Origin of the sequence: Priestia sp. LL-8, from assembly GCF_036227845.1 — a bacterium.
Lineage (GTDB): Bacteria > Bacillota > Bacilli > Bacillales > Bacillaceae_H > Priestia > Priestia zanthoxyli.
This window is the reverse complement of sequence record NZ_JAZAQH010000001.1, coordinates 1,859,681-1,878,832: the sequence shown is the minus strand read 5'-3', so window position 1 is coordinate 1,878,832 and position 19,152 is coordinate 1,859,681. Positions and strand designations below refer to the sequence as shown.

The following is a 19,152-nucleotide window of genomic DNA, read 5'->3' as shown; positions in this document are numbered from 1 at the left end:
CTATGTAAGAAATTCTAGAAAAGCTGGAGAAATCCTGTTTCTTCACATGCAAAAAGCGCTTGCTCTTTAGCAAACGCTTTTTATCCCTCTACTTTTCAAATAAAAACTGCACTTTGTTTTCTTTCCATTCTAACTTGGCATTAAAGGTCTTATCGCCTTTTTTAAAGCCTTCAATCAAGTCTGTCTGCCCTTCGCTTAACAGTTTTTTTAAATTAGCCTGCGTGACTGTTTTACCTAAAATCTTTTTCGATACGGTAAATGTACATTTTGTTTTTGCATAGTTTGAGCATCCGTAAAATGAACCTTTATCGACTACTTTTCCGTCGCAAAGCTTACATGAACCAAACGATTTAGAAGAAAAGCTTTTACCTTTGCCCTTGCCTTTTCGCTGAATGGATTCAGTGTCATATCCACTGAAGTTCCACTTGCTTTCTGCTTCGACAGCGTCTTCGATAATTTTAGCTGACAGCTTCTTTGTTTGTTCCATAAAGGCAGCAGCTGATGCTGCTCCTTCTCCAATTTCAGCTAAACGCTGCTCCCACTTAGCCGTCATTTCTGGAGAAGCTAAAATTTTATCGCCAATCGCGTCAATCAATACCTTTCCTTTATCAGTCGCAAATACTTGGTTTTTTTTCACATCAATATATTTACGGTCTTTAAGCATTGTAATGATTCCAGCGCGCGTAGCTTCCGTCCCTAACCCTTCTGATTTTGCTAAAATTTTCTCCAGCTCATCATTATCTAAATGCTTACCAGCTGTCTTCATCAGTGTAATCAACTGACCTTCGGTGTAGCGTTTTGGAGGCTGTGTTTTACCTTCTTTTACGTCTACCTTAATAACTTTTCCTTCTTCGCCTTCTTGAACATTAGGAAGAATAACGTCGTCATCTTTCTCATTTTGAAAAATTACTTTGCGCCAGCCTTCTTGAATTTGCTGCTTTCCTTTTGAAATAAAAGCTGCTCGCTTTTCCACAAGTGTCGTAATCGTTGTGTAGTCGAAAATCGCTTTTTCGTAGTGTGCGGCAATTAGCCGTCTTACGACTAAGTCGTAAATTTTCTGTTCATCTCCTGACAGTTTACTAGGGTCCTTCACTTGTTCCGTCGGAATAATCGCATAGTGATCGCTTACTTTTTTTGCATTTACATAGCGTTTATTTCCTAGAATTGAAGAGTAAGGAAGCGGAAATAAATGTTCGTATTCAGAAAAAGCACTCAGCTTTTCTAAAATCTCAGGAAACGTTTCTGCTTCACCTTCTGTTACGTAGTTTGAGTCTGATCTCGGATAAGAAACAATTCCCTTCTGGTACAGCCCTTGCAGCACATCAAGCGTCTTTTTAGGAGAAAACTTAAACGCTTTATTCGCGGTTGCTTGAAGTGATGATAGGTTAAATAACAAAGGCGGCTGGAACTCTTTTCGCTCCGTTACGAGTTCATGAACTTCCGCGTCTTTTCCTTCGCAAAATTGAGCAATTTTATACGCCATTTCTTTTTCTTTAAGACGCGACTCTCCGTCTTGATGCCATTTGCCTTCATACTTCTTTCCTTCAATATCAAACTTAGCAAGGACTTCCCAAAAAGGCTCTGATTTAAAGTTATCAATTTCTTTTTCACGCTTTACGATCAAAGCAAGCGTTGGTGTCTGCACGCGTCCTGCTGAAAAAACATCTGACATGCCATGCTTTTTTAACAAGATGCTATACACGCGTGAAGCATTCATCCCAACGACCCAATCCGCACATGCTCTTGTATATGCTTCATAATAAAGGTTGCGCGTGTCGCTTTCGTCTTTTAACTGTTGAAATCCATCATAAATGGCTTTTGGTGTTAAAGAAGAAATCCACAACCGTTTCATCGGCTTATGCACACCTGAGAGCTGGATGATATTACGGACGATTAATTCTCCTTCCCGCCCCGCATCTCCCGCATGTATAATTTCTGTGACCGTCGGCTTTTTAAGCAGCTTTTTTACCACTTGAAACTGCTTCGCTTTTGAGCGCGTCACTTCATATTGAAAACGGTCTGGAATCATCGGCAGCGTGTCAATTGACCACTTTTTCCACTCCGGCTTATAATCTTCCGGACTTACAAGCTGACATAAATGCCCTACTGCCCACGTTACATATGCTCCGTCTGTAAACACTTCATTCGGTGGAATCTCTAAATAGCCGTCGTGACGCTTCGGCTTAAACTGTGAAGCGAGCGTCGATCCTTGATCCGGCTTTTCTGCAATAATTAACTTCATGTATTTAATCACCTTACATTTCAAATTTCCATGTGAAACTTAGTCAGTTTTTTTATTTTATCATAGAAAGAGCTGTTGGAGTATGAATGAGGAGAAAAGTAGCTTAGATGAGAAATACGTATCTCATTTTAAAAACGTGTCGCTGTCCGTTATACCTTTTCAAAAAAAAAGCTGTAGATCATTTTCTACAGCTTCGATACACACCTGAATTTTTCTGGCAACAGCCATTATCATATCGACTAAAACAAATCTCCTTTAGCACGCGTTATGAAATAATCACCAACCAAATATACAAACCAACAAGCGTAATAAACAAGGTCGGAATCGTTAAAATAATACCCGTTTTAAGATACGTTCCCCAAGAAATTTTCACGCCTTTTGTTGACAGAACATGAAGCCATAAAAGCGTCGCTAAAGAGCCTATTGGGGTAATCTTCGGGCCTAAATCTGATCCAATAACATTTGCATAAATGAGCGCTTCCTTGATCGTTCCGGCTGCGTGTGTTGCATCGATTGCCAGTGCATCAATCATAACGGTTGGCATATTGTTCATAATCGATGAAAGAATAGCCGCAGTGAATCCCATACCAATTGTTGCTGCAAACAGTCCATGGCTGGCTGTTGCTTGGATCACGTCAGCCAGAATTTCTGTTAAACCAGCATTACGCAAGCCGTATACAACGACATACATGCCGATAGAGAAAAAGACAATCGCCCATGGAGCTCCCTTTAGCACTTTTTTTGTATGAACCGCTCGGCTTTTTTTTGCCATCATCAAAAACAGGATAGCGATAATACCTGCGATGATCGAAACAGGGACGCTAAAGAATTCTCCAATTAAATAGCCTAGTACTAACAAAACTAAGACAATTCCAGATAGCCGGAACATCTTTTCATCTTTGATGGCATCCACTGGCTTCTGCAAATTTGCTACATTGTATTTCTTAGGGATTCTTTTGCGGAAATACACATACAAGACCATAATACTCGCAAACAGAGAAACCAAATCTGGAACAATCATGCGGGATGCAAATTCAGAAAAGCTAATACCAAAGAAGTCGGCCGATACGATATTCACTAAGTTACTAACAACAAGCGGCAGCGAAGTTGTATCCGCAATAAATCCACTTGCGATAATAAACGGAAAAACCATTTTTTCGTCGAACTTTAATGCTCGAACCATGGCTAAAACAATGGGTGTTAAAATCAACGCTGCTCCGTCATTAGCAAATAGCGCTGCTACAACGGCTCCAAGAAGAGATACGTAGACAAACATACGCACGCCATTCCCTCCTGCAGCTCTAGCCATATGAAGCGCTGCCCATTCAAAGAAACCAATTTCATCTAAAATTAAAGAAATAATAATAATAGCAATAAATGTAAGAGTCGCATTCCACACAATGCTCGTTACCTCAAGCACGTCTTGAAAATCAACAACGCCTGCCAGTAAAGCAAGAATAGCTCCCCCGCAAGCCGACCAGCCGATTGATAAATTCTTCGGCTGCCAAATGACAAAAATTAATGTTACTAAAAAAATCAATGATGCTAGTACAACTGATGCCACTTTTTAAACCTCCAATTATTCACAACAACTAATACGCAGTCCTTGTTTTTCTAGCTCTTTTAAACGTTCGTCCTGACTTGGTACAGATTCAAGTATACCCAGAACAAATTTATAGTACTGGCTTTCCTTATTAAGAGAATAAAAAACCCATTGCCCTTTTCTTCTTTCCTTCACAAGCTCAGCATCTCTTAATTTTCGTAAATGTTGACTAATTGAAGGTTGGCTAGCTTGATAGATATCTACGAACTCACACACACAGCATTCATTGTTCTCTATTAATTTCACCATCGAAAGCCTTGTTTTATCTCCCAGTAATTTTAAGATTTGGGCTGCCTTTTCAGTACTATCTATAGATTTTGTTCTCATTACTGAATACCTCCTACTCCCTTTCAGTTGATAGATAATAATGTGCTTATGTATTAATGCTTCATTACTATAATTGATTTCTAACTGATTTACAATTTTTTAGTGAACTAAAAGTGATTTAGTAGTTGTTTCAGGATTTGATTTAAAAAAATTATTTTTCCCTACTAATTTAAGTCAAATCTAGCATACGATAATATAGATGTGTTTTCTCGTAAAAATGCTACTAATGTCCTTGGACAAACATACATACTTATTTTGTCTATCTGAATAAAATATAGAGAAAAATAAGAAAGGATGATTACGATTAAAAAACATTATTCCTATTATAATCCGCAAGATGGTAAATATTATGTAGACAAGCCTTACTCTCTTAGAGACAATAAAGTATCCCCCTCTGCTTCCCCTAAAATCCCTTTAAAAAATACAGCCGATAGAGCTTATAAAATCCCTGTATTCCTCAGCCATCCTTCTATGCTTAATACTACTCAAACAAGATTTCTTAATCGTTTAATTGATGAAATTGAACGTGCTCTTCTTTTCCCTCGTACGCTGCCTGATACGGAGCAATATCCTAATAAAACGATTACAAGCGTTCGCAGAATGATTCTCTCTAGCTATGGGTTGATTGCGGTAAATATGCAACAAGTCTTCGCCAATTATACCATGACAAATATTCCCGGCGGTACACCTCCACCACCATCATGGGAAGGTGCTCCGTTTTTACAAATAGAGCCAAGCATGGGTTACCAACGAGGCCTGCCTTTACTTCTTATCAAAGAATCAGGTGTCAATAGTATAGGCGTATGGAATCCATCAGTAGTTCCGTTCTTTATCATTGAATGGGATTCTTCAAAGCCGCTTGATGAGTTTTTTAACCGTGTTGAATGGAGAGAAATATTTCAAAACTGGATAGCTCAAGTGCGAAATGGCTACTTTATTCAAACACAGCCTTCCTATCGATACGGCCCGGATGATCTATAGAAAGAGTCTCAACCGAAAAGCACTTTCGAAAGCTATTTCTATAAAACAAGTTGGAATGCGAGGTGAATATAATTGACTTTAATTAATAGTGGAACATGCGTAGGAGTTCTATATCGAGCTAATGCCGGTGCCTCTTGCAGAAACGGGTACTGTGTTCATAATGGAAGATTAGTAGGGGGCGTCATAAGCTCAAATGCCGGTACCTTAACGGTTACAAGAAGCATCGATAACACAAAGTTACAGACTTATAACGGTATTCTACTTAGCCACCGAGCCGTAAACCGAACGACAGGGCAAGTCACGCAGCAATATTTGTATTTTAGAAAAAATCAATTGGAAAAAGTAGAAGTTACGCCTTATACGCAATATAGTGACCCTAGTTGTCAAAGAGAGAATCATTATAACATCCCTGATGTTATCTATCCCGGTGAATGTGTAGGAATCAGATACCGGGCAGGTGATGAATGGCATATAGGAAACGGGCGATATCTATATTGGACAGGCCAAGTGAATCACTGTATATTTAATGAACGTCCGCAAAGTACAAATAGACAATTTTTACGGCAGATTTGGTACGTACACTGGATACTTGACCCAAACAATGAGCGAAATATTATACCTCAAAAGACCTCCAGAGGACCTGGATCTCCAAGAGGTGAACGTAGAATTTATGCTTTTAAAAATGTAATTCCAGCTAACGGTGAGACCGTCCTTGTAAAAGCTGCTTCTCCTGTAAATTCTGCTTCTTGGCCTTTTCGTATTATCTATCAGTGAGAAAAATAGAGAATAATGCTTCGTTCAACTATAACTTCCAGCCTCCATCAAGTTTCTTTTCAACATTCCACAAATAATGTGAATGCCCATCCAAATATTACTGACTACCAGTTAAATGGGCATTTTCTTATGATTTTTCTGTTTTTTATTTGTACATATGGTTCGCTTTTTCTCTTTTTTGTAAAAAAATAGAGGCACTAATCCAAGAAGTAATTGGAATAATAATGGCTACACCAATACCTCCGCTTAAGATAGAAATGACTTCTGCACAAAAGGTTTTTGAATTGATAATATCTCCAAACGAATACGACAATCTCTTAAACCATATAATTAAAGTCAAATATCCCCCTACAAATGCAAAATACAGTGTATTGGTTGTGGTGCCTAAAATATCTCTTCCAATTTTCAGTCCTGAATTAAAGAGACTTTTTTTAGTTACGGACGGATCATGAACAAATAATTCATTCATAGAAGATGAAATAGATAGCGAAATATCAATAATCGCTCCTATGGCTCCCATAATAATTGTACAAATGGCTATTTTAGCAAAGTCAATTCCCACGTAAAGTGAAAAAGCGTTAATCTCTTCTTCTTGTTCTTCGCCGAACCCTTGAATCATGGCATGATGTTCAATGATAAAAATAAAGAGTACTAAAACGGCCAAGGTAATAATCGTTGAAACAAACGCAGCAAGCGTTTTATGATTGAATTTATTAATATAAAATAAATTAATGCAGCTAATGATTGTACAAGCAATTAACGTAACAATAATCGTGTTTTTTATAGACAACATAAAAAGAATGGTTAGAAAAATAACGCCAAAATTCAAGAACAGCGCAAGGAACGATCGGATTCCTTTTTTCCCTCCCACAATACTCATCAGAATAAATAAAATAAGAGCTAGCAACAGTAAAACGTTCACTTTTTGTTCCCCTTCCTAAAAATAAAAAGAATCGAAAGATAGAGTGTAATTGGAATCGTTAGCACAATGCCAATGCTTCCAGTAAGAGCACGGATTAACTCTAACGAGAAATTCATCGAAAATGTGTATCCTAAAGGAGAACCGTTTTTTAAATAAAGAAGAACCATTGGAATTGTTCCGCTTAGATATGAAAAAAATAAAATATTCGTCATCGCTCCCATGATGTCTCCGCCAATTTCCTTGCCCGATTTTAGTAAGTCTTTGTGCGCGATCTCTTTATTCTTTTCATATAGTTCATAGACAGAAGAAGTAATCGTAATCGCTACATCCATGACAGCTCCTAAAGATCCTATTAGTACCTCACTCATAAATATTTTTTGAGGAGGAATGGTCACAAACTCCATTCCTTCATAATGAAGACCATTAGAATCTGTTAGCTGCATGACGATGTATGCAATTAACAGAGAAACAAACGTACCTATTAAAGTTGAAATAATTGCTACATGCGTTTTTTCTTGATTACCGCTTACTAATAATAAGGAAATAACCGTAAAAAGAACGACCGCAACAATACATACAGCTAGCAAGCTCACATTCCCTAGTGCTAAATATACATTGAGAGCCCCGATTAAAAGGACAATATTAATAAATAAGCTAATGATTGAATAAAAACCTTGTTTTTTTCCAATCGCCAGCAAAATCAGCATAAATAAGCCCGCGACAGCGGTAACCTGCGTGTCCCGCTTCACTCCTTCAATCGTTCCATTTAGAGCATGCTGTGAATTCTTTTCTAAGGAGACAAAAAGATCTGTTCCGACAGTATACTTTTGATCATAAGCACCTGAGTATGAGTACGTATTCTCTAAATGAATAAGCCTTCCTTTATATTTTCCGTTCATTATTTTAGCAACAATTTCCTGAGAATATACGGTATCTTTATTATGATTTAAATCAGCAGATTTGTTTTTTTCTACAACATTCGTCTTCACTACCTCAGCTATTGGTTTTTTATAAAGAGAATAATTGTGGTTTGTTACCATTAGCGCTATACACAAACAGCAAATTCCTAGTATATAGAGAAAGATTTGTTTCCGTGATGATTTATTGGACTTTACTTTCGAAAAAAGGTTCCTTATGTACTGAGAATACAAAGTAGACATAAATACTTTCCTTTCTGGTTATCAATTGAACGCAGAGCTTTTCAACATGAAGAGACTGCAAAGAGATCTAAATTCCCTTTGCAGTCTCTTCATTCGTTTATTGTGAGTGCTATACGGCAAGACTACTGTAGGTATAAAAGACCCTCAAACCTACCGTTTTCCCTTCCGTACTGTACCAGATAAAAATGAAATTATAGTGAAAACATAGAGCGATTTATCTACTTCACTAGTTTTTTGTGACTATTTTATATAATCATAGGAATATAAAAACAAATAGAAAACTGCCTGCGCTATAATAAGTTGACTTTATAGCTACTAATTAGTTATAAAGCTCATGAAAAGCGACAAATAGTTGCTAAAAACAAGGAGGTTATTTCATGTTAACGAAAAAAACACTTGTCATGCTTTCTACTCTTACACTTGCAACAACATGCGTAGCATTCAGCACTTCAACTACTGAAGCAGCTGCTAAAGATACCTACTCAAAAAAAATTGAAGCTAAAGCAGAAACGAGACCTACGCTTCGTAAAGGTTCTCACTCTAGCTACGTAAGAGACTTACAGCAAAGCTTAAAAGATGTGAAGTATAACACATCAGTTGATGGAATTTTCGGTGCGCAAACGCAAAATGTAGTAAAAGAATTTCAAAGCGATCACCGCTTGTCTCCAGATGGTATTGTTGGCCCCTTAACATGGGCAGCTTTAGATGAGAACAAGGTAGAAAGAAAGCAATTTCCTGTCAGCACGGCTATTACATTCGGTAAAAAAGAACTCGGTGACAACATTGTTTTCAGTACAGACGACCGCTTACGGAAAGATAACAACGATAAAGCTTACTATAGATTCGTAGCAAAAAATAAAGACTGGATGGATCAAGGGGGATCAGGTACCATAGGCTGGTATCATATTTACAAAAGTGGAGATGTGATTGAAGAATCCAATTAAATCTATTTGCAGATAACGGTTCGAAAAAAACCTTTATAATCACTCTTTTGAGTGATTTACTGCCCGCCTTACAGAATGCTAAAATTTAAAAGAATCATTCCGTAGGTACTTTACTTGAACAAGAACCGCTAGTTTACTCCCCACAGCTGTTCTTGTTATTTTTTAGGTGAAAATACAAAAAGCAGCATGTGAACATTCCACGCGCTGCTTTTTGCAATTACATGACTACTCTGCGGGCCGAGGTCCTGCTTCACGCCCCGAGCTCTCTACCGTTAGTATTGGTCGAACGGTGACATCTTCATTTACACGAATTTGGCAAGATAAGCGCAAATGATCTTCAATCGAACTTTCTGAGTATGCATTTTTCTCTGCGTTTGTTAAATCACAATATTCACCTTCGAGCACTTCTACCCTGCAAGTTGTGCATTTGGCTTTTCCGCCGCACCGATGAAGAATATTTATACCATTGTCTTCAAGTGCCAAGACAAGCTTTTTTCCTTTTTCCACTTCAAAACTTCCGTGTCCTAAAACGGTTACTCTTGGCATGTATCTCCCTCTTTCCCTCTACTGTGTACAAGCGATTTAAATTACACTATATGCAGTTTCTTTTTATTGCATGCCTAGATCCAATTAAGAAGACCATCATTTTGTAATACGGCAACTAAAACGACAATCCCAAGTATAATAACAGGTATTAGTGCTTTTAAAATTTGATACTTAGATAGTTCTACGCGTTGAGGCTCCTTTAATGAGCGGCTTTGATTTAACTCAGTGTTGTTTTCACTTTCTTTGTGATCCATGTTCCTCTGCCTTTCTATTTTTTATAGTGCGGTTCATATCTACTTTTGCTGACATAACAAAAATAGACACAGAATGTCTTCATAAAAACCATCTTAACCTTTTTAAGAACATGCTATACTAACAATTCTATTTTAAAATACGCACCTATCTTAAATTTCAGACAAACAAATTCACCATGATCATAAAAAACACGAACTATTCATCCATTCATGATAAATAGTTCGTGTCTGACTTTACCTGCACTGCTTTTGTCTCGAGCTTTTTACTTTATATGTTGGTTTTTTGGAATTTTAATTTGTTTAATATCTCCCAGCACGTAAATATAAAAAATTAACCCTAGCAACAATACAATTCCCGCTACAATAAAGCTTAGATTAAAAGAACCAGTTTTATCCAAAAGATATCCCGTTAAAGCTGTAGCTATAATTCCACCAAACAAATTATTAGCTAAATTAACAATAGAACTGAGAAGAGAAATAGATCCTGCAGGCGCAATTTCAGCGGAAATAGACCAGCCGATTGGTGCCGTTGCAGATATACCTGCCAGTCCAATCGAAATACAAATCATCGCTACGACGACATTATCGGTGAAAATAGAGCCTAAAAACACAAACCCTAAGCATAACCCTACTACAATGATCGTACGATATACGTTTTGACTGTTATACCCTTTTTTTATAAGGTAATCAACAAGCCATCCGCCAACTAAAATGCCAGCAAATGTAGCAATTAGCCAAGGTACTGCCGTAAGCAGGCCCGATGACATGATATCCATACCGTATTTTTCTTTTAAAAAAGTTGGCAGCCACGTTAACAGTAAATTAAACGTATATCCATAGCCTGTAAACCCAATCATTAGCCCCCAAACTTTCCGATTCGTAAATAATACTTTTAAGGTATGTAAAAATTTTGATGTTTGCTCATCGTTTGCATTTAGATTATTTTCTTGAATATACTTCAACTCATCATCTGATATGCGTCTATGCTTTTCTGGCTTTTCGTAATAAAACCAAAACAGCAGCGTAAACAGCACGTTTATAATTCCAATGGATAAAAATGCTGTGCGCCAATCAAATTTGGTGATGAGAAATGCTACAAGAGGCGCGCCAAGTACATTTGAAAATTTGGCCGCTGAATCAAACAAAGAATTTGGTAAGCTTCTTTCATTTGGAGGAAACCATAGCGACGTAGCTTTTGATGCTGCCGGAAATGCAGAAGCACTCATTATTCCTATTAAAAACCGGACAATATAGAGAAGAAGTTTTCCTTGCAAAAAAGCCATCGACATCGTTAATAAACTCCAAATCACCATACCGACTCTTGTCACCCATGCTACTCCGAACCGATCAAGTAAGCTTCCGGCAGGTATTTGCATGATCGTATAAGAATACGTATAAATAGAAAAGACAATTCCGAGCTCTGTTCCCGTTAAGTGAAATGCATCTTGTATTGCAGGAGCGGCCACTGACACCGCTACACGATCAAAATAGTTTAAAATAATCATACTGCTTAACAAAGATGAAATGAACCATCGTGTGCGTCCTGTTCGCTTTACTGTATGTTCACTCATAGCTAGCTCCTTTCATCAGTAGTTTGTTCGTTTTATTACCGTAGCATTCTACTTAATACCGCAACTTCTTTTGAAAGAAACATGAGTTTTCTTCATACATCATGTCAGAAATTCATCATTATAAAACATAAAACAAGAAGCAAACAAAAAAAGCCTAAGAATACATCTATTCTTAGGCTTTTCTCGCTAACAGTCTATTTGGTTGAAAGTTCACTTTCGGTTACCCACTTATGATTTTTCACTTTCTCTCCGCCTGTAGTCGGCGTGTAGTCTACCATATATACCGTTGTTTTTTCGGCTGAATCAATCGTTGCTTTTGCCCCTTTCATACCTTTCATATGATCTGCTTCAAGCGTCACTTCGCTACCTGGCCTTAACTGTTCGTTACCCGCATCTTTTATTTCTTCTTGAATAACCCACTTATGATTTTTTACTTTTTTTCCGCCAGTCTTTGGCGTATACGAAACGGTATAGGCCGTAGTGGCGTAAGCACCAACAATTGTTGCTTCAGCCCCGTTCATGCCTTTCATATGATCTGCTTTTATAACGGCTTTATCTCCAACTTTATATGTTGGATTCTCAGCTTGCTTTAATCCTTTTGGAACCTCTCCTGAACTAGAGTGATTCATCTCTGAGTGATCGTGCATGGATTCGTTTTTGTCAGTTGAAGGCTTTTCATGACTAGAATCGTTTCCGCATCCGCTTAGTCCAATAATGACGGATGCACCAAGAATAAATAGCTGTTTTTTCATAACAGTCCCTCTTTTCCACATAATAAATTTTAAAATAAAAATCATTTAATCCTTAAAAACAACTTATCTTTGCCTACTCTTCTACTTTTCTTTATTGTAGCCAGACTTTGTGCAGATTTTGTGAAGATGAAGGTAATTGGGTACAAAAAATTCCTGTGCCTAAAAAAGGCCTTCGTATGAAACACTTACCACAAGGAAAAAGTATAAAAATAAAAGGAGGAAAGAAACATGCTAAAAATACGCTTTGCTCTATCCTCACTCTTACTTGCGTTTAGCTTGGTGATGGGAGCCCCCTTTGCTTCTGCACACTCCACGCTCTCATCTAGCGTACAAAAGATAGAAGTAACGTCCATTAAAATGAAAACGCTCAAAACATTTATCGATGAACAAGATATGAATGCATTCACCAATAGTATAAAAAAGGCACAGCATATGAACATTCTCTTAGATGAAGAATCTGCTGGGAGTATTGATTGCAAAATGACCATTACCTATGGAGATGGTTCTAGCCGTCATTATTTCATTTGGATTATGGATGATGGACGCGATGTGTTAATTGCTCATCAAAAGTATCCCGAGGACCTTCATCTTAAAGGGTATGAATTAAGCCAAAAAAATTCCTTGCACCTAACAAAGCTGCTAAAGAATATTCTTTAGCAGCTTTGCTTTTGGATCACTTTCACCGAGAGTGGCTCGATGACTCCAATATTTTTTAGTTTATATTGCCCACATAGCATATACTGCTATGACTGCGAGCACGTACAAAATAGCTGAGATGATCCACTTTTTCATATCTTATAGCCTCACTCTCTGCAATCGCAGTGCATTTAATACAACCGATACAGAACTAAAGGCCATCGCGGCTCCAGCGACCCAAGGAGCTAACAGCCCAACTGCTGCAATTGGAATACCAAGCGTGTTGTAGCCCATTGCCCAGAATAAATTTTGCTTAATATTAGAAATCGTTTTTCTACTCATTTCAATCGCATCTGCAATGCTCATCAAGTCTCCTCGCATCAGCGTAATATCAGCGGCTTCCATCGCTACATCCGTTCCTGTTCCGATGGCCATTCCAATATCAGCTAACGCAAGTGCAGGAGCATCGTTAATACCGTCTCCTACCATTGCGACTTTTTTACCTTGCTGCTGAAGCTTTTTCACTTCTTCTGCTTTTCCTTCTGGCAACACTTCTGCTATAACATGCTCAATACCCGCTTGCATCGCAATAGCCTGAGCTGTTTGACAATTATCACCTGTAATCATCATCACTTCTAAGCCCATTTCTTTTAACTTGGAAACTGCTTCTTTAGAAGTTGCTTTAATGGTATCTGCAACAGCAAGCATGCCGGCATATTTTCCGTCCAGAGCAACGAGCATGGCCGTTTTTCCTTCTCGTTCTAAATTTGTCATTTCTTCTAAGGCTGTATCAATATTCACTTTATACTGGTTCATAAGCTTTCTTGTTCCCACTAACAGCTCTCGCTCTTGTACAGTTGCTTTTACTCCATATCCTGGAATAGCTTCAAAAGATAATGGGTCTTGAATCTCTATACCTTTATTTTTTATACCTGCTACGAGTGCTTGAGCTAGAGGGTGCTCTGATAAACGCTCAGCCGATGCAACTAACTGTAATAGCTCATTTTCTTTGTATCCTTGTGCAATACGCACATCGGTTAACTCGGGGGTTCCATTTGTCACAGTTCCCGTTTTATCTAAAAGAATCGTATCGATTTTATGCGTTGCTTCTAAATGCTCGCCGCCTTTGAATAAAATACCAAATTCTGCTGCACGGCCCGACCCCGCCATAATGGAAGTTGGAGTAGCTAAGCCTAACGCGCATGGACATGCAATCACTAGTACAGCAATAAGTTTCTCTAAAGCCGGCGCAAATTCGCCAGGCGCAATCCAAATATACCAAACAAAGAAAGTAAGAAGAGCAATTCCGACTACAATTGGCACGAATATACCCGAAATATAGTCAGCTAATCGCTGAATAGGCGCTTTAGACCCTTGCGCTTCTTCTACTACTTTAATAATTTGCGCAAGCGCCGTCTCTTTTCCAATGTTCGTAGCTTTTATTTTTAGAAAACCATTTTTATTGAGTGTAGCTCCGATTACTTTATCTCCAATGTTTTTATCTACCGGTACGCTTTCACCTGTCAGCATAGACTCATCTAAAGCTGATTGCCCTTCAATAATCTCTCCGTCTACTGGTACTTTTTCACCAGGTTTAATAAAAATAACTTCGCCTTTTTGCACTTCTTCCACTGGTATTTCAACTTCCGCTCCGTCTCTTACTACAACGGCCGTTTTAGCTTGTAAGCCCATCATTTTTTTTATCGCTTCTGAAGAACGGCCTTTGGCATTTGCTTCAAACAATTTCCCTAAAAGAATCAGCGTAATTAATATAGCGCTCGTTTCATAATAAAGCTGAGCTGTATGAGTAGATGACCCAAGCGATTTAAGAGAAGAGTATAAACTGTAGAAATAAGCTGCGCTTGTGCCTAGTGCTACTAAAACATCCATGTTGGCGCTTTTGTTACGCAGAGCTTTAAATGCGCCTACATAAAATTGCTTCCCTACCACGAACTGAACAGGCGTAGCTAAAGCGAGCTGAACCCATGGATTCATCAGCATATGAGGCAAAGGAATAAACGATGTAAACGTAAAATGGCTAACCATTGCCCATAATAGCGGTACGCTTAAAATCAACGAAAACCAAAACTTCCCTTTTTGTTTACTGAGTTCTTTTTCTCTGTAGCTTTGCTCTTCTTCTTTTTCTTCTGACTTTAGCTTTGCTCCGTATCCAAGTTTTTCAACTCGCTGCGTTATATCTTGCGGAGCTATTTGAGAAGGGCTGTATTCAACAGAAGCCGTTTCTAAAGCAAGGTTAACGCTTGCCTTTGTCACGCCTTCTAATTTGTTTAACCCTTTTTCAATCCGAGTCGAACAAGCGGCGCACGTCATGCCCGTAATAGCAAATTCGGCTTTTTCACTTACAACTCCATACCCAAGCTTTTCGATTTTTTCTTCAAAGGCCTGTGGACTTGTTTTAGACGGATCGAATATGATAGTAGATCTTTCCAAAGCCAAATTCACGTTTGCTTCTTTTACACCTTCTATTTTTTTTAATCCTTTTTCAATTCGGTTAGAGCACGCTGCACATGTCATACCTGTAATTTGCAAGGTGGCTTCTTTTTGTTTATCACCCATCACGTTTCGCCTCCCGTTATATACCTATAAGGGGTATATATTTTTCCTAAATCAAGCGTGCGAAGGTATTCGCACGCGATGCTGTTTATGCTACGTCATAACCTTGGTCATCAATAGCCTCTTTAATATCTTCGACCGTTACTTGACTTGGATCAAATGCAACCGTTACTTTTGCATCTTCTAAGCTTACTTCTACGCTTTTAACGCCATTAAGTTCCCCTACGCCGCCTTCAACAGCTTTGACACAATGACCGCAAGACATTCCTTTTACTGATAATGTTACGTTTTCCATTTCTAGCATCTCCTTTATTTCATTAATCGTTTAATGGTTGTTAATAATTCATCCACTACTTCTTCATCACCAGCTTGCACACGTTCTACAATGCAATGCTTCAAGTGACCTTCAAGCAAAATTTTACTTACACTATTTAAAGCAGACTGCGCAGCTGCGATTTGAGTAATCACGTCGTCACAATACGTATCTTTTTCAATTAATCCTTTAATTCCTCGAATTTGTCCTTCAATTCGATTTAATCGGCTTGTTAGATTTTTTTTCACTTCTGGAGAATGGTGACTTTTTCTTTCACTATTTATCGTACAACATTTTTCTTCACTATTCATGTGATTCGCTTCGACCATCTAACATCCTCCCTTCATAACTTCATCATACTATACCCCCCTACCCTATGTAAAGAGAAAAGCTCGCTTCTGCTTACTTTATCTTTTCACCAATTTCGATAGCTATGCTTATATCATTTTCAACTAACATCAACCCACTTATAGCCTATTCCCCATACGGTTTGCAGGTATTCGTCTACAGGAAAACCCGCTTTTCTAAGCTTATCCCGAACATTTCGTACATGGGAGTCAATAGTACGATCTCCAATCTCCGCCTCATATCCCCACACTAACACAAGCAAGTCGTCCCGGCTGAACACACGATTTAAATGCTGAAGAAGTAACCCCACCAATTCAAACTCTTTAGGCGTCACTTGAATGTGCTGATTTTTATATTGTAATACGTGGTCTTCCTTGCTCCATACTAACCCTTTGTAGGTGACTTCATGTTTTTCTTTTAACGAACGTCTAAGAACCGCGCTGATGCGTGCAACCAATTCTTCTTCGCTAAACGGTTTAGTAATATAGTCGTCTGCCCCTATATTTAATCCCTTTACTATATCTAACGTTTGGCTGCGAGCTGTGAGCATAATGACCGGTAGATCAGACATCTTCCTTACTTTTTGACAAATCTCCCACCCATCTTTGCTTGGCATCATAATATCTAATAACATCAAATCTGCTTTGTTACCTTCATCAAGATAGCGCAGCGCTTCTGTGCCTTTTTCAAATTTTATACATGTAAATCCGTTTGGCAGCAGATAAAGTTCTAGTAAATCCAGCATCCTTGTTTCATCATCTACTAATAAAATAGTGGCCATCCTATCCATCCTCTCTTAATACAATCTCTACAGTCGTTCCTTTTCCCGTCTCGCTTGTGATGGTTATTTCTCCTTCATGAGCTTCTACAATCTCCTTTACAATTGATAAGCCTAATCCGTAACCTCCGCTTTTTCTCGAGCGAGATTTTTCCACTCGATACAGCTTATCAAATACGTAAGGCAGATCTTTTTCTGGAATGCCTATACCTTGATCTTTGAGAGTTATTGTCAATGATTCGGCTGATTTTTTTACCATTAAATCGATTTTAGTCCCTTCTTTTGAATATTTCATTGCGTTATCAAGTAAATTGATAATCACTTGCTGAAATCTTTCAGGATCTAGTGAAATATAAAGACCTTGAGAGCAGCTTATGTCCAGCTCCATCTCCTTTTCTTTTAAAGCTAAATGAAAATGCGCGCATATGGTGTGCAAATACGTAGCCAGTTCTACTTTTTGTTTTTGAATAAAAAATGTATGCTGATCCAGCTGCGCCAGCTGAAACAAATCTTTGACTAACTGTGAAATTCTTCCCGCTTCTTCTTCCACAATAGCAAGATATTTATCCCTTTCTTCCGGTGTATTAGAAGGCCTTCTTGCTACGTCTGCATAGCCCTTTAAATACATCAAAGGAGTTTGAAGTTCATGTGAAATGCTGCTTAAAAATTCATTTCTCTCTTTTCGTAACCGCTGCAGCTCATTCGCTAGCGACTGAATGGACATTCCTAATTGGCCAAGTTCATCCCTTGAATGAGCACCCAGCTTTACAGACAAGTCTCCTTGACTCAGCTTCTCTGTTGCTTTTTTCATCTTGATTAAAGGAGCGGTTATAAATTTAGACAGAGCAAAAATAGTCACAATCGAAAATAAAATGGAAACAGCTCCCGCTACGTAAAAATGATGCTGTAGTCTCGCAATCATTTCGTGAATATCATTTGTGTTTTTGAACATATAAACCGTCCCAAACTGCTGACGGCCTTTTTTAATAGGTGATGCTGTGGCGATATAAGGTTTGCTTTTCCAGTCGCCTTGCATAATTTCACCTTTGTATGTAAGAGACTTTCCTTTCCATTTCTCTACTGCTTTTCTTGCACCTTGAATTAAAGGCCTAGATGAACTGATAATTTCCCCTGTTTTATCCGTTATGACAACATCAGTTTCTGCTTCAGATTCCATCAGTGCAACATGGTTAAGCGTAGCCGAATCATGATGCTTCTCTAATACTTCCCGGTGACTGTTTCCTCTTAAACGCAAACTTTCTAATTCCTCTGAAATTCGTGTGTTGGCAAGACCGCTATATAAGTAAAAAAAGAGAGCGGCTTCAATTAGTAAAATGAACATTAAAAACAAGAGTCCAAGCTTAATAGAAATTCGATTCATTTATTCACACCCCTTGCTTTCATTATAGAAGTAATAATTGAAGAAACTGTGCAGAATAAAGTATACATGATTAAATAACATTATTCTCTGACAGTTTACCATACCAATAAAAAAATCCGAACGAGTTGGATTCTTCATCAAGAATCTCGATTCATCGTTCGGATTTTTCTTTAACTAAACTACTTTTACCTCAGCCTCTTTTTATTTAACAATAATAACAGGACATTCTGCGGATTGAGCAACTTCGTGACTTACACTTCCTAAAAAGGTCTCTTTCACAAAGCCCTTTCCTCGGCTTCCTATTACAATGACGTCTTGTTGATTGTCACGTGCGTATTCGATAATTTTCTTTGAAGCGGTGCCTTCTAAACCGTATGCCTCATATGGAATACCTGATTGAGTTAAATGATTGTGAGCTTCAGATAAAATATCGCGGTTTTCTTCTTCTATCAGTGCATCTAAGTCAACGCTAAAAACAGGCTGCTGCAAGTGAATTCTTTCCTTAATATGTACAATTGTCAGCTTATTGGCATTTACGCTTTTAGCTAGTTTACTTGCATGTTGAAGAGCGCGAATAGAAGGTGCGGAACCGTCAAAGGCGACTAAGATTTTGTTATACATATAAAGAACCCTCTCTCTTTTTGTTCTTTCGTGATGTATTACCATCTAGATGCTGTAGATGATAAAGCAAAAAATGATAAAGTAAGAGACTTCTTCATTTTTACTTTATCATCCATACTATACTTTTACCGCTTTCAGAAAAAACAAAACATTTATCCATTTTTCCCCATATAAAAAGCCTTTGCTCACTAAAAGCAAAGGCTGATTGTTTATGTTAGTAGGTTATTTAACAAACTTCTTTTAACTCTTCAGTTAAACGTAAAAAAGTTTCTTTATCTCTTTTTTCTAAAGACTGATCAATTTGCAGTAAAAGCTGTGCTTTTTTAAAGTCACGAAGAGATTTGTTTAGCACTAGTTGAGCTGCTGTCGCGTCTGATACTTTTACTTCTTCTCGTGTCATTTTGCGGGACGTATAGTTTTCCATT

20 protein-coding genes are annotated in these 19,152 nt (G+C 38.0%); 4 read left to right on the top strand and 16 right to left on the bottom strand.

Annotation, left to right across the window (positions count from 1 at the left end):
• Positions 1 to 88: 88 nt before the first annotated feature.
• From U9R83_RS09465 to U9R83_RS09455, 3 genes are all read right to left on the bottom strand, one after another.
• Complete coding sequence (locus U9R83_RS09465; RefSeq protein WP_115653666.1) at positions 89 to 2,242, bottom strand: DNA topoisomerase III; 2,154 nt, start codon at positions 2,240 to 2,242, stop codon at positions 89 to 91.
• Positions 2,243 to 2,507: 265 nt separating this feature from the next.
• Complete coding sequence (locus U9R83_RS09460; RefSeq protein ID WP_014460502.1) at positions 2,508 to 3,806, bottom strand: arsenical efflux pump membrane protein ArsB; 1,299 nt, start codon at positions 3,804 to 3,806, stop codon at positions 2,508 to 2,510.
• 15 nt (positions 3,807 to 3,821) lie between these two features.
• A complete protein-coding gene (locus U9R83_RS09455; RefSeq protein ID WP_014460503.1) occupies positions 3,822 to 4,172 on the bottom strand; it encodes an ArsR/SmtB family transcription factor in 351 nt (116 codons plus the stop codon).
• A gap of 294 nt (positions 4,173 to 4,466) precedes the next feature.
• Here U9R83_RS09455 and U9R83_RS09450 point away from each other — a divergent pair, with 294 nt between their 5' ends.
• Positions 4,467 to 5,153 carry a hypothetical protein gene (locus U9R83_RS09450; protein WP_182420693.1) on the top strand — a complete coding sequence of 229 codons (687 nt, stop codon included), beginning with the start codon at positions 4,467 to 4,469 and terminating at the stop codon, positions 5,151 to 5,153.
• A gap of 72 nt (positions 5,154 to 5,225) precedes the next feature.
• A complete protein-coding gene (locus U9R83_RS09445) occupies positions 5,226 to 5,927 on the top strand; it encodes a hypothetical protein (protein ID WP_014460505.1) in 702 nt (233 codons plus the stop codon).
• A 145-nt stretch (positions 5,928 to 6,072) separates the two neighbouring features.
• Here U9R83_RS09445 and U9R83_RS09440 read toward each other — a convergent pair whose 3' ends face one another.
• Both U9R83_RS09440 and U9R83_RS09435 read right to left on the bottom strand, forming a co-directional pair.
• Positions 6,073 to 6,849, bottom strand: coding sequence for a YibE/F family protein (locus U9R83_RS09440; RefSeq protein WP_014460506.1), 777 nt, complete (start codon positions 6,847 to 6,849; stop codon positions 6,073 to 6,075).
• A complete protein-coding gene (locus tag U9R83_RS09435) occupies positions 6,846 to 7,838 on the bottom strand; it encodes a YibE/F family protein (RefSeq protein WP_116738630.1) in 993 nt (330 codons plus the stop codon). Before U9R83_RS09435 ends, U9R83_RS09440 begins: the two co-directional genes overlap by 4 nt.
• Before the next feature lie 548 nt (positions 7,839 to 8,386).
• On the opposite strand from U9R83_RS09435, the gene U9R83_RS09430 reads away from it, so the two are divergent.
• Positions 8,387 to 8,953, top strand: coding sequence for a peptidoglycan-binding domain-containing protein (locus tag U9R83_RS09430; RefSeq protein ID WP_243549166.1), 567 nt, complete (start codon positions 8,387 to 8,389; stop codon positions 8,951 to 8,953).
• A gap of 225 nt (positions 8,954 to 9,178) precedes the next feature.
• Here U9R83_RS09430 and U9R83_RS09425 read toward each other — a convergent pair whose 3' ends face one another.
• The 4 genes from U9R83_RS09425 to U9R83_RS09410 all read right to left on the bottom strand — a co-directional run bounded on the left by U9R83_RS09425 (position 9,179) and on the right by U9R83_RS09410 (position 12,076).
• Positions 9,179 to 9,499 carry a 2Fe-2S iron-sulfur cluster-binding protein gene (locus tag U9R83_RS09425; protein ID WP_014460509.1) on the bottom strand — a complete coding sequence of 107 codons (321 nt, stop codon included), beginning with the start codon at positions 9,497 to 9,499 and terminating at the stop codon, positions 9,179 to 9,181.
• 74 nt (positions 9,500 to 9,573) lie between these two features.
• Entirely contained in the window at positions 9,574 to 9,753 is a 180-nt protein-coding gene (locus tag U9R83_RS09420) for a hypothetical protein (RefSeq protein ID WP_014460510.1), read from the bottom strand.
• Between the two features lie 263 nt (positions 9,754 to 10,016).
• Complete coding sequence (locus U9R83_RS09415; protein WP_014460511.1) at positions 10,017 to 11,324, bottom strand: MFS transporter; 1,308 nt, start codon at positions 11,322 to 11,324, stop codon at positions 10,017 to 10,019.
• A 194-nt stretch (positions 11,325 to 11,518) separates the two neighbouring features.
• Complete coding sequence (locus tag U9R83_RS09410; protein ID WP_014460512.1) at positions 11,519 to 12,076, bottom strand: YdhK family protein; 558 nt, start codon at positions 12,074 to 12,076, stop codon at positions 11,519 to 11,521.
• A gap of 228 nt (positions 12,077 to 12,304) precedes the next feature.
• On the opposite strand from U9R83_RS09410, the gene U9R83_RS09405 reads away from it, so the two are divergent.
• Positions 12,305 to 12,733, top strand: a complete 429-nt coding sequence (locus tag U9R83_RS09405) for a hypothetical protein (protein WP_155010201.1) — start codon at positions 12,305 to 12,307, stop codon at positions 12,731 to 12,733.
• A 138-nt stretch (positions 12,734 to 12,871) separates the two neighbouring features.
• Here U9R83_RS09405 and U9R83_RS09400 read toward each other — a convergent pair whose 3' ends face one another.
• The 7 genes from U9R83_RS09400 to U9R83_RS09370 form a co-directional block, all read right to left on the bottom strand.
• A complete protein-coding gene (locus U9R83_RS09400; RefSeq protein WP_014460514.1) occupies positions 12,872 to 15,289 on the bottom strand; it encodes a heavy metal translocating P-type ATPase in 2,418 nt (805 codons plus the stop codon).
• A gap of 85 nt (positions 15,290 to 15,374) precedes the next feature.
• Positions 15,375 to 15,581 carry a copper chaperone CopZ gene (copZ, locus tag U9R83_RS09395; RefSeq protein WP_013056613.1) on the bottom strand — a complete coding sequence of 69 codons (207 nt, stop codon included), beginning with the start codon at positions 15,579 to 15,581 and terminating at the stop codon, positions 15,375 to 15,377.
• Positions 15,582 to 15,595: 14 nt separating this feature from the next.
• Positions 15,596 to 15,928: a metal-sensitive transcriptional regulator gene (locus tag U9R83_RS09390; RefSeq protein ID WP_014460516.1), complete on the bottom strand. Its 333-nt coding sequence runs from the start codon at positions 15,926 to 15,928 to the stop codon at positions 15,596 to 15,598.
• A gap of 119 nt (positions 15,929 to 16,047) precedes the next feature.
• The gene (locus tag U9R83_RS09385; protein ID WP_014460517.1) at positions 16,048 to 16,728 is read right to left on the bottom strand and encodes a response regulator transcription factor; all 681 of its coding nucleotides are present in this window, start codon (positions 16,726 to 16,728) and stop codon (positions 16,048 to 16,050) included.
• 1 nt (position 16,729) lies between these two features.
• Positions 16,730 to 18,106, bottom strand: a complete 1,377-nt coding sequence (locus tag U9R83_RS09380) for a sensor histidine kinase (protein WP_014460518.1) — start codon at positions 18,104 to 18,106, stop codon at positions 16,730 to 16,732.
• 201 nt (positions 18,107 to 18,307) lie between these two features.
• Positions 18,308 to 18,727 carry a universal stress protein gene (locus U9R83_RS09375; RefSeq protein WP_014460519.1) on the bottom strand — a complete coding sequence of 140 codons (420 nt, stop codon included), beginning with the start codon at positions 18,725 to 18,727 and terminating at the stop codon, positions 18,308 to 18,310.
• A 226-nt stretch (positions 18,728 to 18,953) separates the two neighbouring features.
• The gene (locus U9R83_RS09370; RefSeq protein WP_013082792.1) at positions 18,954 to 19,151 is read right to left on the bottom strand and encodes an IDEAL domain-containing protein; all 198 of its coding nucleotides are present in this window, start codon (positions 19,149 to 19,151) and stop codon (positions 18,954 to 18,956) included.
• Position 19,152: the final 1 nt, after the last annotated feature.